Origin of the sequence: Enterobacter sp. EC_50 (assembly GCF_019584525.1) — a bacterium.
In the GTDB taxonomy this organism is placed as follows: Bacteria; Pseudomonadota; Gammaproteobacteria; order Enterobacterales; family Enterobacteriaceae; genus Enterobacter; species Enterobacter roggenkampii.
The window spans coordinates 118,498-133,260 of record NZ_VDAF01000010.1 but is presented as its reverse complement, the minus strand read 5'-3'; the positions used below and the strand labels follow the sequence as shown (position 1 = coordinate 133,260).

At 56.1% G+C, this 14,763-nt stretch carries 14 protein-coding genes and 2 tRNA genes; 7 read left to right on the top strand and 9 right to left on the bottom strand.

Annotated features, from left to right (window positions below; translation table 11 throughout):
- Positions 1 to 56: 56 nt before the first annotated feature.
- Positions 57 to 1,463: a DUF1996 domain-containing protein gene (locus FHC48_RS10555; protein WP_059365203.1), complete on the top strand. Its 1,407-nt coding sequence runs from the start codon at positions 57 to 59 to the stop codon at positions 1,461 to 1,463.
- Between the two features lie 45 nt (positions 1,464 to 1,508).
- Here the strand turns inward: FHC48_RS10555 and FHC48_RS10550 are convergent, their stop codons facing one another.
- A complete protein-coding gene (locus FHC48_RS10550) occupies positions 1,509 to 1,649 on the bottom strand; it encodes a hypothetical protein (protein ID WP_008500607.1) in 141 nt (46 codons plus the stop codon).
- 125 nt (positions 1,650 to 1,774) lie between these two features.
- Here FHC48_RS10550 and FHC48_RS10545 point away from each other — a divergent pair, with 125 nt between their 5' ends.
- Entirely contained in the window at positions 1,775 to 2,557 is a 783-nt protein-coding gene (locus FHC48_RS10545) for an MBL fold metallo-hydrolase (RefSeq protein ID WP_032674620.1), read from the top strand.
- A gap of 72 nt (positions 2,558 to 2,629) precedes the next feature.
- Positions 2,630 to 3,265, top strand: coding sequence for a carbonic anhydrase (locus FHC48_RS10540; protein ID WP_023292639.1), 636 nt, complete (start codon positions 2,630 to 2,632; stop codon positions 3,263 to 3,265).
- 28 nt (positions 3,266 to 3,293) lie between these two features.
- Here the strand turns inward: FHC48_RS10540 and FHC48_RS10535 are convergent, their stop codons facing one another.
- The 4 genes from FHC48_RS10535 to mdtK all read right to left on the bottom strand — a co-directional run bounded on the left by FHC48_RS10535 (position 3,294) and on the right by mdtK (position 6,693).
- Positions 3,294 to 4,889: an FAD-NAD(P)-binding protein gene (locus FHC48_RS10535; RefSeq protein ID WP_045353766.1), complete on the bottom strand. Its 1,596-nt coding sequence runs from the start codon at positions 4,887 to 4,889 to the stop codon at positions 3,294 to 3,296.
- Positions 4,890 to 5,008: 119 nt separating this feature from the next.
- Positions 5,009 to 5,085: transfer RNA gene (locus tag FHC48_RS10530), tRNA-Val, on the bottom strand.
- 4 nt (positions 5,086 to 5,089) lie between these two features.
- Positions 5,090 to 5,166, bottom strand: a tRNA-Val gene (locus tag FHC48_RS10525).
- A gap of 153 nt (positions 5,167 to 5,319) precedes the next feature.
- The gene (mdtK, locus tag FHC48_RS10520; protein WP_021241123.1) at positions 5,320 to 6,693 is read right to left on the bottom strand and encodes an MdtK family multidrug efflux MATE transporter; all 1,374 of its coding nucleotides are present in this window, start codon (positions 6,691 to 6,693) and stop codon (positions 5,320 to 5,322) included.
- Between the two features lie 225 nt (positions 6,694 to 6,918).
- Between mdtK and FHC48_RS10515 the strand changes: the two genes are divergently transcribed.
- Positions 6,919 to 7,560: a riboflavin synthase gene (locus FHC48_RS10515; RefSeq protein ID WP_059365202.1), complete on the top strand. Its 642-nt coding sequence runs from the start codon at positions 6,919 to 6,921 to the stop codon at positions 7,558 to 7,560.
- Positions 7,561 to 7,591: 31 nt separating this feature from the next.
- Here the strand turns inward: FHC48_RS10515 and cfa are convergent, their stop codons facing one another.
- Together cfa and punC are read right to left on the bottom strand one after the other, a co-directional pair.
- Positions 7,592 to 8,740 (bottom strand): cyclopropane fatty acyl phospholipid synthase, encoded by a 1,149-nt coding sequence (cfa, locus tag FHC48_RS10510; protein WP_008500601.1) that lies wholly within the window; start codon positions 8,738 to 8,740, stop codon positions 7,592 to 7,594.
- Between the two features lie 298 nt (positions 8,741 to 9,038).
- Positions 9,039 to 10,238: a purine nucleoside transporter PunC gene (punC, locus tag FHC48_RS10505; protein WP_059365201.1), complete on the bottom strand. Its 1,200-nt coding sequence runs from the start codon at positions 10,236 to 10,238 to the stop codon at positions 9,039 to 9,041.
- 114 nt (positions 10,239 to 10,352) lie between these two features.
- Here punC and punR point away from each other — a divergent pair, with 114 nt between their 5' ends.
- On the top strand, positions 10,353 to 11,264 hold the full coding sequence (punR, locus tag FHC48_RS10500) for a DNA-binding transcriptional activator PunR (RefSeq protein WP_008500598.1): 912 nt from the start codon (positions 10,353 to 10,355) through the stop codon (positions 11,262 to 11,264).
- Between the two features lie 17 nt (positions 11,265 to 11,281).
- Here punR and purR read toward each other — a convergent pair whose 3' ends face one another.
- Positions 11,282 to 12,307, bottom strand: coding sequence for an HTH-type transcriptional repressor PurR (purR, locus tag FHC48_RS10495; RefSeq protein ID WP_014883552.1), 1,026 nt, complete (start codon positions 12,305 to 12,307; stop codon positions 11,282 to 11,284).
- 297 nt (positions 12,308 to 12,604) lie between these two features.
- On the opposite strand from purR, the gene FHC48_RS10490 reads away from it, so the two are divergent.
- Both FHC48_RS10490 and FHC48_RS10485 read left to right on the top strand, forming a co-directional pair.
- Entirely contained in the window at positions 12,605 to 12,694 is a 90-nt protein-coding gene (locus FHC48_RS10490) for a YnhF family membrane protein (RefSeq protein ID WP_008500596.1), read from the top strand.
- A 163-nt stretch (positions 12,695 to 12,857) separates the two neighbouring features.
- Positions 12,858 to 14,024 carry an MFS transporter gene (locus tag FHC48_RS10485; RefSeq protein WP_021241126.1) on the top strand — a complete coding sequence of 389 codons (1,167 nt, stop codon included), beginning with the start codon at positions 12,858 to 12,860 and terminating at the stop codon, positions 14,022 to 14,024.
- A 38-nt stretch (positions 14,025 to 14,062) separates the two neighbouring features.
- On the opposite strand, the gene sodB is transcribed toward FHC48_RS10485, so the two are convergent.
- A complete protein-coding gene (gene sodB, locus FHC48_RS10480) occupies positions 14,063 to 14,644 on the bottom strand; it encodes a superoxide dismutase [Fe] (RefSeq protein WP_023292633.1) in 582 nt (193 codons plus the stop codon).
- Positions 14,645 to 14,763 lie beyond the last annotated feature (119 nt).

The following is a 14,763-nucleotide window of genomic DNA, read 5'->3' as shown; positions in this document are numbered from 1 at the left end:
TCGGTTAATTAGCCCGCTTTTGTTACCAATGTGTCCTTTCAGTCATGGAGAAAATGATGAAACGGACCACGTTAACACGCGCGCTTTCTGTCCCTGCGCTACTTTTCACAATTCATGCGGCACACGCCGCACCGCAGGCGCATGTCGTTTGCGGCTATTCCCATACCCTTGGCGATGACGCCATTATGATGTACGGCATGCCCAACGAGGCCATGCTGCACGACTTCTTCGGCAACCTGCAAACGGATGCTGACTCCAGCCGTGAATCCCTGCGCCGGGATGAAAAGACCACCTGCGATAACAAAGCCGACAGCTCTGCCTACTGGGCACCTTCGCTTCGCCTGCCTGACGGCACGGTCGTCAAACCGGCGTATCAAAAAACCTATTATCAGGCATCGAACGTGGACGCCTGGCCGCTACACCCTTTCCCGGCGGGGCTGTCGCTGCTGGCGGGCGACCATCACGGTAGTGCGCCGAATCCACATATCACCTTTTTATGTGCCAACGGCAAGGGTTACACCACCAAAACCGGTGAGGTCTGCGGCTTGCGCAAGGCGAACGATGCCGTGCAGTTTAATATCGGCATTCAGTTTCCTAACTGCTGGGATGGAGTGAACCTGAAGCCTGCCCATGGTCTGATTAACGCCACCTACGACGTCAAGGGGCAGTGCCCGTCCACCTTCCCGGTGAAAATTCCCACCGTGAACATGAACATTGCTTACGTACTCCCGACGATTAGCTCGCTTGATACCAGCAAAGTGCAGCTCTCCATGGACCCCATCATGCACGGCGATGAGCGAGAAGAGCGGTGGGGTAGCCTGTATACGGCGCATGCAGATTTTATGAACGGCTGGACGGAAGACGCCGCGCGCTTTATGACTGACCTGTGCATGAACCGCGGGTTAGATTGTGGCACCACCGTCCCGTATGGTTATTCCAGAGCGAAGGCCAACGTCTGGCTCAGCAGCCTGGAGCCAGACCTCTCCCAGCCCGAACCGCAGGTTTTACTGGTGCAGGATAACTGGCAGAACGGGGGACGCACGAAAAACAGCGAAACGCTGTCGCTGGTGAAGTTCCACATTCCCCCTCTGCCTGCCGGGCAGGATCCTTCGCAGTTTACATACCGCGTGCGGATTTATGGCGGCAAAGTGGAAACTAACGGTGCCGATCAGATCTTCTTCTATCCGGCCAGCAATGACTGGGATCCTGCTACCGTAAGATGGGCCTCGCGTCCGGCCTGTAACTATCGCTCCGACGCAGTGCTCTATCTGAACCATTCTCGTGAATACCGGATGGTGAACGTGGACAAAGCCGTGCGCAAGGCGCTGGCGGAAGGAAAAACCGAAATCTCGTGGTATATCGGCGGTGACCGCCAGGGGAATCATTACCAGTTCGAACCGGCGTCTTCATCAGAAAGCCTGGTTCTGATGCTAACGGGGTTTAAAAAGACGCCTGAGCTGTAATCTTCCCCGCAATGAAAAAAGCACCGGTTTTCCGGTGCTTTTTTATCAGATCTTGCAGGCGTCGCCGCAGTCGTCGTCGGCAATAATCGCCTGCGCTTTTTTATCCGCATCGTCCAGACGTTCTGCGTTACGCTCTTCCGCTTCATCCAGACCGTTAAAAACTAAGTTATCGAGATCAATTTCCATGTTGCACCTGCTCTGTTCGGTTTTTGATACTGGCACAGTATAGGGTAAAAAACGCCAGCAATGTACCTCGCAGCACATAAGGATAATCCCTGCCATACTCAGTGCTTTATCACTGAGGAGCGCTCATGATTACACTCTGTAGAACCTGCGGTACTTCTTATGAGGGAACGCCGGAGAGATGTGCCATTTGCGAGGATGAACGTCAGTATGTTCCGGCCAGCGGCCAGGCGTGGATCGAGTACGCGACGGTAACGGCGACACACGCCAACAAATGGCAGCAGCTGGAGCCGCAGTTATTCAGTATCAAGACAGTACCCGCTTTTGCCATTAACCAGCGGGCACTCCTCCTGCGTACCCCCCACGGTAACATTCTCTGGGACTGCATCGCCAACCTTGATCCTGCAACCCAAACGCTCATCGCCGCACTCGGCGGCCTTCGCGCGATTGCGATTTCGCATCCGCACTATTACACCACGATGCAGGAGTGGGCCGCGGCTTTCGACGCGCCGGTCTATCTGCACGTGAGCGATAGCGAATGGGTGATGCGCGACAGCCCGGCGATTCATTTCTGGGATGGCGATGCGCTGGAGATAGTACCGTCGGTTACGCTGCTGCGTCTCGGCGGGCATTTTGCGGGCGGAACGGTACTGCACTGGCAGGAGGGCGAGGGCGTTTTACTGGCGGGAGATATTTTGCAGGTGACCCCAGGGAAAGAGGCCGTGTCGTTCATGTGGAGCTACCCGAATATGCTTCCGCTGCCTGCCCGTACGGTTGAGGACGTTACCCGGCGCCTGGCGGGAAAATCGTTCGCCCGTCTTTACGGCGCGTTCGAAGGGCAGAACATTCCGGCAAACGCCGATGATATCGTGCAGCGGTCGGGCCAGAAATATATTGCTTGTCTCAAGTGAAGCACGGTGGGTAAACTTTGCGAGTGTGATCTCGATCATGCCTAAACGAAAACAGATAAAAGAGAAATTGCTATGCAACATATCATTGAAGGTTTTCTCAGCTTTCAAAAAGAGATTTTCCCGCAACGTAAAGAACTCTTCCGCAGTTTAGCGTCCAGCCAGAATCCCAAAGCGCTGTTTATCTCCTGCTCCGACAGCCGTCTGGTCCCTGAACTGGTCACCCAGCAAGAGCCGGGACAACTCTTTGTTATTCGTAATGCTGGCAACATTGTTCCACCGTTCGGGCCGGAGCCAGGCGGCGTCTCTGCCACTATCGAGTACGCGGTAGTGGCGCTGGGCGTGACCGACATCGTGATCTGCGGCCACTCCAACTGCGGCGCGATGAAGGCGATTGCCGATAACGCGAACCTGGAGCCGATGCCTGCTGTATCGCACTGGCTGCGCTATTCCGACGCGGCAAAAGCCGTGGTAGAGAAAAAAAGCTGGGATAAGCCGATCGATAAAGTGAATGCGATGGTGCAGGAAAACGTCTTTGCGCAGCTCAGCAACATCAAGACCCACCCGTCCGTCGCGGTGGGCCTGCGTAATAACTCGCTTCGCCTGCACGGCTGGGTATACGACATTGAAAGCGGCAAAATTCTCGCCCTGGATAAAGCGACGAAAACCTTCGTCTCGCTGTCGGAAAACCCGGAAGTGTTCTTCGAATAATCTCGCGTTGCAGGGCATGGAAGCCCTGTCAGTTCTCCACGTACGGTAACCGACGCCGTATACCTGAGGCCGGTTTTTCAGCCGCCTTCGCCATCGCTTCTGCAATCTCCGCACACTCTGCCAGCCCCTGAACGAAGGGACGATCGTGCATCAGCCACGGTATAGCGCCGAAGGCGATGCGCCCACGAACCGTTTCTGGCGCTTTTAACGTATAATCCTCGCCGATGTCGGGGATCTCATCGCCCGTCTCCTCAAGCTGTCCGCGCAGCGATGGGAAAGGCAGATCGTTTGTTTTAAGCGGCTTTTGCCCGCGCGCATCAATAAAGACGTCGAAACGATAAACGGTCTCTTGTGTGGTGATGACTGTCCGATCGCTGCCGGCATCAAGCGTGTAATCATCACCGAGCGCCGCCACGCTAATGATGCCGGCCTCGCGAAGCGCAAGCAGCCTGCGGATAGACTGCGGCGGGATGGCGGCATAGTTGTCGATAAACACGCGGGCGAGGCCCTGCTTAAAGCGCTCTCTGTCCTCTTCGTTGAGGTGGGGCACAATCTCCTGAACCACCTCATGCAGTCGAAGGACGGTATAGCGCCAGGCCACGGTGCGCCGTTCGCGTTTATTGCGTTCAACCTCGTTGAGATTCTCTTCCGCCCAGGTAAAGGGCCCGTGGCGCTTACGATCCTCAAACCAGGCCTCACGAATGGTGTCCGCATTCAGCGTATGCAGAGACATTTTCTCGCACCACGCCGGGTCGGCGAGTTCAAGCTCTTTCGCTATCAGGGCAAAGACTCGGTCAAGCAGGCCATCCGGTCCTTTGGCTATCTCGCTTTCCACTACGAATTCGGTCAATACCGACAGCGGTTCATAAGGGATGGGGCAGTAAAAATCGGCTTCCGGCAGAATGCCCGTCCGGGACATCAGCGTAATGTGTAACCCTTCGCTGCCGCTGTCGAGGATGAATTTACCGTCACGAAACTCGCCGTGCTGCATCACCACCGCCATAGCCGCGTCCAGGCCACTCAATGAGGTGCCCATAATGCCCACGCGGCAAGGGGGAATGCGGGCGTCCATCAGGCCGGACCACGGGCTTGGGAAGAACGTGCGCGTGGCTTCATCCTCCTCTGGCCAGACGTGGCCGGTGGCAATAACCGCCAGGTCGAATTTATCCGCTAATGTGCGGTCATTGACCGAAATCGTCACGCCGGTTGTCGAAGGGATGATGTCGGTGACCTTCGCAGATTCATGGACCTCAACCTGGAACCCCAGCTTTTTCGCCTCTTTTACGATTGAACGAAAGCTGTCGCGAAAATACTCTCCCAACAGGAGCCTGGGCAGGAACTGCCGATCGTGCAGGCTGGCTTTATCAACTTTAAAGCGCGCCAGATGGTCGTCGCTTTGCTCCTTAAGCCAGTCGAGGTAGGTCATAAAAATGGGCGGGATTTCAATGCTCGCAATGTTCGCCAGCATCAGCCGGGAATTATCGTCATCGTTATAGGGCATGCCCACGCCAGCTTCATCGGCCTGTTCAAAGACGGAAACGGAGAGTGGGGTATTGTTATTAAGCAGATGATAAAAGGTGTAAATTCCCGTGGGGCCGGAGCCGATAATCGCGATCTTCTTCATCAACACGCTTCCTGTGTTTTTTTCCATAGGAAAAGCGTAGCAGGAGAATAATGATGAAAATAAGGGATTAAGAAAATTCAGGGTAACTGAGGAGAATTTGCACCATTTCAGGACTGAAATGGTGCGTCCGAGTGGACTCGAACCACCGACCCCCACCATGTCAAGGTGGTGCTCTAACCAACTGAGCTACGGACGCAGAATGGTGCGTTCAATTGGACTCGAACCAACGACCCCCACCATGTCAAGGTGGTGCTCTAACCAACTGAGCTATGAACGCAACGTGTTGTCGGTGACAACGGGGACGAATATTAGCGGCACAGCACCGAGGTGGCAAGAGGGAAAATGCAATTTTCTCTCTGATTTCACGCGATTGCTGTATTACCGCGCAAAGTGAAGAGAAAGTAGCCGCCGGGCGGCGGCTACTGCGTATTTAACGTGCAGCGCGTTGCAAAATGATCGTTGATGGCTGGCGCTGCAGGAAGCGCATGCGCAACATCATCATAATTGCCGCCGACGTCAGGCCGATGATAAAGCCCATCCAGAACCCCGCCGGTCCCATGCGGTCAACCACCAGGTCGGTCAGGGCCAGAATATACCCACACGGCAGACCCAGCACCCAGTAGGCGATGAAGGTGATAAAGAAAATGGAACGCGTGTCTTTATAGCCGCGCAGCACCCCGCTGCCAATCACCTGGATGGAGTCCGAAATCTGGTAAATCGCGGCCAGCAGCATCAGGTGCGAGGCCAGCGCGACGACTTCCGGATTGTCGTTGTAGAGCAGGGCAATCTGCTCGCGCAGCGCCACGGTAAAAAGCGCCGTGCAAATGGCCATGCAGACGCCGACGCCCAGTCCGGTGCGCGCGGCGGTTTGCGCATCGAGCGTCGAGCCTTGCCCCAGGCGGAAGCCCACGCGAATCGTCACTGCTGCGGCCAGCGACATCGGCAGGACAAACATCAGGGAGCTGAAGTTGAGCGCAATCTGATGCCCGGCGACGTTCACAATGCCCAGCGGGGAGACCAGCAGGGCGACCACGGCAAACAGGGTCACCTCAAAGAACAGCGCAAGGGCAATCGGCAACCCTAACTGCACCAGGCGCGTCATGATGTTCCAGTCCGGCGTGCTGAATCTGTTCTCGTTACGAATATCGCGCATGGAGCGGGCGCGCTTCACGAAGGTCAGCATTGAGAAGAACATGACCCAGTAAACGGCGGCCGTCGCCACGCCGCAGCCGACGCCGCCCAGCTCCGGCATCCCGAAATGACCGTAAATAAAAACATAGTTAACGGGAATGTTGACCAGCAACCCGATAAAGCCCATCACCATGCCGGGCTTGGTTTTCGCCAGCCCTTCACACTGGTTACGCGCCACCTGGAAGAAGAGATATCCAGGCGCCCCCCAGAGCAGGGCGCGCAGATAGCCCACGGCTTTGTCCGCCAGGGCCGGGTCAATGTTATGCATAGCGCGAATGATATGGCCCGCGTTCCAGAGCACGACCATGATCAGCACAGAGACAAACCCGGCCAGCCAGAAACCCTGGCGGACCTGATGGGCAATGCGCTCGCGGCGCCCCGAGCCATTGAGCTGAGCGATAACAGGCGTGAGCGCGAGCAGCAGACCGTGGCCGAACAGGATGGCCGGAAGCCAGATTGACGTGCCGATAGCAACGGCCGCCATGTCGGTGGCGCTGTAGCCACCTGCCATTACCGTATCCACAAATCCCATTGCGGTCTGGGCCACCTGCGCGACGATCACGGGTATAGCCAGTGCCAATAACTGGCGCGCTTCATTCATGTACTTCTGCACGTGAACACCTTTATTTTGTAGTTATATGAGAGACTAAAAAAGCCGCCGAAACGGGCAGCAAGAAGAAAATGCAGGGGGGTGCCAGCTATTGTAGCGGGCTTTAGCTATTTATCTAGTGAAAAAATCGCCAGAAAATGCGCTCCGCTGGCAACCTGTTTTTCCAACTGTTATTGTGGAGGGATTAAACGGTGTCATCACCGTTCGGAAAAAACAGGAGTTGTAAGCATGTTTACTGGTATTGTGCAGGGCACTGCCAAAGTGGTGTCCATTGATGAAAAACCTAATTTCCGTACTCATGTTGTTGAGCTGCCGGAATATATGCTTGAGGGCATCGAAACCGGCGCCTCGATTGCCCATAACGGCTGCTGCCTGACCGTGACCGAAATTAACGGCAACCAGATTAGCTTTGATTTAATGAAAGAGACGCTGCGGATCACTAACCTGGGCGAGCTGGTGGTAGGCGATACCGTCAACGTTGAGCGCGCGGCGAAGTTCAGCGATGAGATTGGCGGCCATTTGATGTCCGGGCACATCATGACCACTGCCGAAGTGGCGAAAATCGTGACCTCGGAAAATAACCGTCAAATCTGGTTTAAAATGCAGGACCCGTCATTAATGAAATACATCCTCTATAAAGGATTTATTGGCATTGACGGGATTAGCCTGACGGTGGGAGAGGTGACGCCAACGCGTTTTTGCGTGCATTTAATTCCTGAAACGCTGCAGCGCACCACGCTGGGCGCGAAAAAATTGGGGCATCGCGTGAATATCGAAATCGATCCGCAAACCCAGGCGGTGGTTGATACGGTGGAGCGCTTGCTGGCAGCAAAAGAAGCCGCAATAATAAAGACCGCAGAAGAAGAATAAAAAATAACCCCGGCTATCCGGGGTTATTTTTTTAGCGTGCGACACGCAGCCCGTGTTCAATCCCCCGGCTGAATACCACCTGCCAGAGCTGAATATCCCGTGCGCGAAACGCCCCCGCGCAGGCATTCAGATAATAGCTAAACATCCGTTTAAATCGTTCTGAATAGTTGTCCGCAATCTCGGGCCAGGCTTTCTGGAAACGTTCATGCCACGCCATTAAGGTGGTGTCGTAGTCCGCGCCAAAGTTATGCCAGTCTTCCATCACGAAATGGGATTCACTGGCGTTGGCAATCTGGCGAACGGACGGTAAACAACCATTCGGAAAGATGTATTTATTGATCCACGGGTCAACGTTGTTGTCGGTCCGCTTAGAGCCGATGGTGTGCAGCAGGAAGAGGCCGTCCGGTTTCAAATTACGATCCACCACCTCAAAGTAGGTGTCGTAGTTTTTTGGCCCCACGTGCTCGAACATGCCGACGGAAACGATCCGGTCGAACTGCTCGTTCAGGTCACGGTAGTCCTGCAGCCGGATATCCACGTCAAGACCCTGACAGCGCTCCCGCGCCATTTTTTGCTGTTCCGCTGAGATCGTCACGCCGACCACGCTGACGCCGTAGTGCTTCGCCATAAAATACGCCAGCCCGCCCCAGCCGCAGCCGATATCCAGCACGCGCATGCCGGGCTGTAGCTGCAGCTTCTCGCTGATCAGGCGCAGCTTGGCCTGCTGTGCTTCCTCAAGCGTCGACGCGTCTTTCCAGTAGGCGCAGGAGTATTGCATGAAAGGGTCCAGCATGCGGCTGAACAGGTCGTTGCCGAGATCGTAATGTTCTTTGCCGACGATCCAGGCGCGTTTTTTACTTTGCAAGTTAAACAGTCGGGCAGAGGCGACACGCAGGGTGTCTTTCAGATTGCGGGGGAGTTGATTTTCCAGACCGGCGCGCAACACGCTGGCAAAAAAGATATCCAGACGTTCGCACTCCCACCAGCCGTCCATATAACTTTCTCCCAGGCCTAACGATCCTTCCCGCAACACGCGTTTAAAAAAGTCGGGATGTTTTACCTGGGGATCGGATGGCGAAGATCCGTTGATAGTGATGCCTGCTCGACCTAACAGTTCACTGACGATCCGGGACCAGTTGTCGTCCGGAACGCTGACTTCTTCTATACACGATGAACTCATAGCTTCTCCATCACCCTGATGTGATCAGAACCTTCAAACAGCGTAGACGCTTTTTTTGGTTTGTGAGAAATCTCACGGTAAATACCGCGAGGCTAGTATCCGACGTAGAACAGAGGAAGGGAGATAACCCTTGCCGAAATGCCTTCCATGGTAAAACGGGAGCACTCCGGCTCCCGTTAACACTTAATATTTATCGTATTTAATCGAACCAAATTTAGTATAGGCCTCAAAATTTGGTGATTCAATAGAAAATTGTTAGCAACCTAATCACTGAAATGTAACATGATTTCTGGCGCAATCAGGCATGCGAAGTTTCCACCTGCGCGCCGTTATCCTGCTCGCGCTGCGCGGACGCCTGCATGCGAAAACCCAATACCGCCAGCGCTACGGTGAACAGCATCACGCTGGTGGTGGTCAACAGCGGCGTGGCAATCAGCGCCGAGACCACCAGACTTGCGAGGAAGCACAGACCCAGCTGCAGGGTATTTTGCAGCGCGGCGGCGCGGCCTGTCGCCTGCGGGAACGGACGTAACGCCTGTGCCACCACGATCGGGTAAATCGCCCCGTTCGCCACGGCCATCACGCAGAAGGGAATCAAAATTTCAGCCAGGCCCGCGCCCGGAATAAACCCGACGGCCCAGGTACCGATGACGCTCAGCGCATAGAGCACCAGCAGCCATGGCAGCATCTGCTGACCTTCCCATTTTTGCAGCGCCGCGCGGCAGCCGTACCCGCCCACCAGGAACGCGATGGTCTGCGGAACATAGCTCAGACCGATGGCCGCCGGGCTGTAGCCCATATCGTGCAGAATAAACGGCGAGCCGGTGAGCCACGCGAAGAAGCTGGCCGAACAGGCGGCATAAATCAGGACATTCCCGCGATACGCCTTGGCGCTCAGCAGGGAGGTGAAGGTAATCGGCGTCGCGTCGGCATGCGCCTCTTTTTTATGCGCGGGTTTAAGGGCAAACGCCGGCAGCATCAGCACCAGCGTGATGGCAAACAGCGTGGCAAAAATGGCCTGCCAGTCAAAGTGCGCGAGGATCCAGCTGCCCAGCAGCGGAGCCAGGGCAGGGGAGAGGCCCACCAGCGGCATAATGGTGGCGAAAATACGGTTTGTGCGGTTAGCCGGGTAGTAGTCGGTCACCAGCGCCTGCCAGGTCACCGCCGCAGCACAGACGCCCACGGCCTGAACGAAGCGCAGCACCAGCAGCAAGGTAGCATCGCGCACCCACAGCATCCCCAGGCAGCCCACGGCAAAAATGGCCAGACCCAGCAGCAGCACCGGTTTACGGCCGAAGCGATCCGAGAGCGGTCCCCAGAGCAGCTGCGCGAAAGCAAAACCGGCAAGGAACAGGCTCAGGCTGGCGCTGATGGCCGCGGCAGGGGTTTGCAGGTCTTCCTGCATCGCGGCAAACGCGGGCAGGTACATGTCGGTGGCCAAAAAGCCCAGCACGCTTAAGCCGCCGAGCCAGACTAAAAATCCTTTCCTGGGTTGCATTCTTTTATTCTCCTGAGGAGGCAGGTGTACGTTGGCGCAGAGTGTAGGGAGTGCAAAGCGGCTTGTGAAACGCTAATATTTGGCGGGTGCATTCAAATTTTTTGCAGGCAGAAAATGTGGTCAGATTATTCTCTTGAAGTGGTCGATGCTGTTGCGCGTAACGGCAGCTTTAGCGGTGCAGCGCAGGAGCTGCACCGCGTCCCTTCGGCCATCAGCTACACGGTGCGTCAGCTTGAGGAGTGGCTGGCGGTTCCGCTGTTTGAACGGCGGCATCGCGACGTGGAATTAACGCCCGCCGGAGCATGGTTTTTGAAAGAAGGGCGTTCTGTTATCAAAAAAATGCAGATCACCCGCGAACAGTGTCAGCAGATCGCCAACGGCTGGCGGGGGCATCTCGCCATCGCGGTAGATAACATCGTGAAGCCGGAACGCACCCGACAAATGATCGTGGATTTCTATCGTCATTTCTCTGACGTCGAGCTACGGGTCTCGCAGGAGGTGTTCAACGGCGTCTGGGATGCGCTGGCGGACGGCAGGGCGGAGATGGCGATTGGCGCGACGCAGGCGATCCCGGTCGGGGGACGTTACGCCTTTCGCGACATGGGTATGCTGAGCTGGAAATGCGTGGTGGCCAGCGATCATCCTCTGGCAGCGATGGAAGGTCCGCTGAGCGACGATACGCTGCGTAACTGGCCCTCGCTGGTGCTGGAGGATACGTCCCGTTCATTGCCCAAGCGTATCACCTGGCTTCTGGATAACCAGCGGCGGGTGGTGGCTCCTGATTGGGAATCATCGGCGACGTGCCTCAGCGCCGGGCTGTGCGTCGCGATGGTGCCCGCTCATTTTGCGCGTCCACGCATCGATACCGGAGAATGGGTTGAACTGACGCTGGAGAATCCGTTCCCGGACGCGGCCTGCTGCCTGACCTGGCAACAAAATGATGTCTCGCCCGCCATGGCCTGGCTGCTGGATTATCTGGGAGACAGCGAAACCCTAAACCGGGAATGGTTACGGGAGCCAGCGTAGCTGGCCCCGTCAAGGGATTAACGACGGTAGTCGCGGAACGGACCGTCCGCAACGGAACGGCGTTCAATCAGGCGCGGGTGAACTTCTATGGACTGCGACTCTTCGCGTTTGTTGACGATCCTGTCCAACAGCATATTGAAGGCCGTTTCGCCCAGCGAATCTTTTGGCTGGTGAATGGTTGTCAGCGCCGGGGTGAAGAAGCGCGCGTTACGCACGTTGTCATACCCGATCACGGAAATATCCTGCGGTACGCGCAGACCCAGCTCATCGGCGGCGCAGAGCGCGCCCATGGCCATGATGTCACCGCCGCAGAAAACGGCGGTCGGGCGGTGCTGCTGGGAAACGATCTGCTGCATCGCGCGGTAGCCTGATTCCGGCTCAAAGTCGCCCTGCACGATCCAGTTTTCCGGCACGGTGATCAGCGCTTCTTCCATCGCTTTCATAAAACCGGCCAGACGGCCCGCGCCGGTGTTACGCTCCAGCGGACCGGGGATCACGCCAATCTCGCGGTGACCGCGTTCGATCAGGTAACGACCCGCCATGTAACCGCCTTCGAAGGCGTTGTCGATAACGGAGTCGGTGAAGTCCGCGCGCGCTTCACCCCAGTCCATGACCACCATGGGGATATGGCGATACTCTTCCAGCATCGACAGCACGGATTCCGGGTACTCGGAACACATGACCAGCAGGCCATCGACGCGCTTTTGCGCCATCATCGACAGGTAGGCGCGCTGTTTTTCTATGCTGTTCCACGCGTTGCCCAGAATCAGGGTATAGCCTTTCTGGAAGCAGTTCTTCTCTACCGCTTCAATGATCTCGGCAAAATAGGCCGCTTCACTGCTGGTCGCCAGCAATCCAATGGATTTGGTGTGATTAACCTTGAGGCTGCGCGCAACCGCACTTGGCGAATAGTGCAGCTCTTTGATCGCAGCCCAGACGGCGTTGCGCGTCTCTTCCGCCACAAAGCGGGTTTTGTTAATTACATGTGATACGGTTGTAGTGGAAACGTTTGCGCGTTTTGCTACGTCTTTAATTGTTGCCATTAAATGTCACTCCAGACCATATCCTAAACTCCTGAAAAACTTGAAGGTAAACGTTTGCCTTCTCTCACCCTTATCACGCAATCTTGAATTGCGGCACGCCGGGAAAACGACACGGGACGTCAGGAGGGGGTCAATGGCCGGTACGCTAATAAATTTAGCGTGGAATTTTGTCCTATCTTGATGAAAAGGGGAAGAGGTAAAGTGTTTATCAGCCTAAATCCAGGAAGATTTTTGACGTAAATTATGCAAAAATGAGCAGGCTCACTTTTCGTGGGGGGATTAAAAGGAGAAAAATTGATGAGTTCCGATCTGAAGTTTTCGCTGTTCACCACCGTGGTTGTGCTGGCTCTGATTGTCGCGGCGGGTCTGACGGCCGCGCTGCACTGATTTACGCGGAGGGAGAGCCTTCTCCCTCCCGCTCCCCCCGATTGTTACTCCTAAGGCAAAAATCTTTTGCCATTTTGTTAACTTCTCATTTTTTGTGATTGATGTCATGCTTTCCGCTTCTTTGTTCTGTGTCACCACATGACACGGCATCCGGAGTTGACGCATGAAAATCAATTTTCCCCTGCTGGCCCTGGCGATTGGCGCTTTTGGGATTGGCACCACTGAATTTTCCCCGATGGGGTTACTGCCCGTTATCGCCCGCGGCGTGGACGTCTCGATCCCTGCGGCCGGCATGTTAATCAGCGCCTACGCCATTGGTGTGATGGTGGGGGCGCCGCTGATGACGCTTCTTCTTTCACACCGCGCGCGCCGCAATGCGCTGATTTTCCTGATGGCGATTTTCACCCTCGGCAACGTGCTTTCGGCCATTTCGCCGGACTACACCACGTTGATGCTGTCGCGTATTCTGACCAGCCTTAACCACGGCGCGTTCTTTGGGCTGGGGTCGGTTGTGGCGGCAAGCGTGGTGCCGAAACACAAGCAGGCCAGCGCCGTAGCCACCATGTTTATGGGCCTGACCATCGCTAACATCGGCGGCGTTCCTGCGGCAACCTGGCTGGGCGAGGTCATTGGCTGGCGGATGTCCTTCCTGGCGACGGCCGGACTGGGCGTGGTCGCGATGGTGGCCTTGTTCTTCTCCCTGCCAAAGGGCAGTGCCGGAGAACGTCCGGAAGTGCGTAAGGAGCTGGCGGTGCTGATGCGCCCGCAGGTGCTCTCCGCGCTGCTGACCACCGTGCTGGGGGCAGGGGCGATGTTTACCCTCTACACCTATATTTCACCTGTGCTGCATGACATCACCCACGCAACGCCTCTCTTTGTGACCGCGATGCTGGTGCTGATTGGCGTGGGCTTCTCGATTGGCAACTATCTCGGCGGGAAATTTGCCGACCGTTCCGTGAGCGGAACGCTGAAGGGCTTCTTAACCCTGCTGATTGTTATCATGATCGCCATTCCGTGGCTGGCGCGCAACGAGTTTGGTGCCGCGATCGCAATGGTCGTCTGGGGGGCTGCAACGTTCGCGGTGGTGCCACCGCTGCAGATGCGCGTGATGCGTGTCGCGCATGAAGCGCCGGGCCTCTCATCCTCGGTTAATATTGGCGCCTTTAACCTGGGCAATGCGCTCGGTGCGGCGGCCGGTGGGGCCGTGATTTCCGGTGGGCTGGGGTACAGTTTTGTGCCGGTGATGGGGGCGATTATTGCCGCGCTCGGTCTGCTGCTGGTGATGATGTCGGGTCGTAAACAGCCAGAAGCAGCCTGCGCTGCGGAATAAACCAAAAACGCAGAAGGGCGAGCCCTTCTGCGTGTCTCTTACGCGGCGAAGTTCTTCGCCACAAAGTCCCAGTTAACCAGTGCCCAGAAGTGCTCCAGGTAGTTAGGGCGCGCGTTGCGGTAATCAATGTAGTAAGCGTGTTCCCATACGTCCACGGTCATCAGCGGCTTCGCGCTGGTGGTCAGCGGGGTGCCCGCGTTAGAGGTAGACACGATAGCCAGTTTGCCATCCGCCTCTTTGACCAGCCACGTCCAGCCTGAACCGAAGTTCTTGATGGCGGCATCGGTGAACTTCGCTTTGAATTCCGCGAAGCTGCCAAAGGCGGCGTTGATGGCGGTAGCCAGTTCACCGACAGGTTCGCCACCGGCGTTTGGCGCCAGGCAGTGCCAGTAGAAGGTGTGGTTCCACACCTGAGCGGCGTTGTTGAATACGCCACCCTCAGAACTGCGCACGATCTCTTCCAGCGTTTTGCCTTCAAAATCGGTGCCCTTGATCAGGTTGTTCAGGTTGGTGACGTACGTCTGGTGATGCTTGCCGTAGTGATATTCCAGGGTTTCCGCAGAAATGTGCGGGGCCAGGGCGTCTTTTGCATACGGTAGTGCAGGTAATTCGAACGACATTGCTTCTCTCCTTATTGTATTTTGTGTTGCCAATAACCACACAGACAACAAGGACAGGATAGCAAATTGAAAGGGTATGCAAAAGAGGAACTTACCCTGCCACGGGTGTGGCAGGGTAG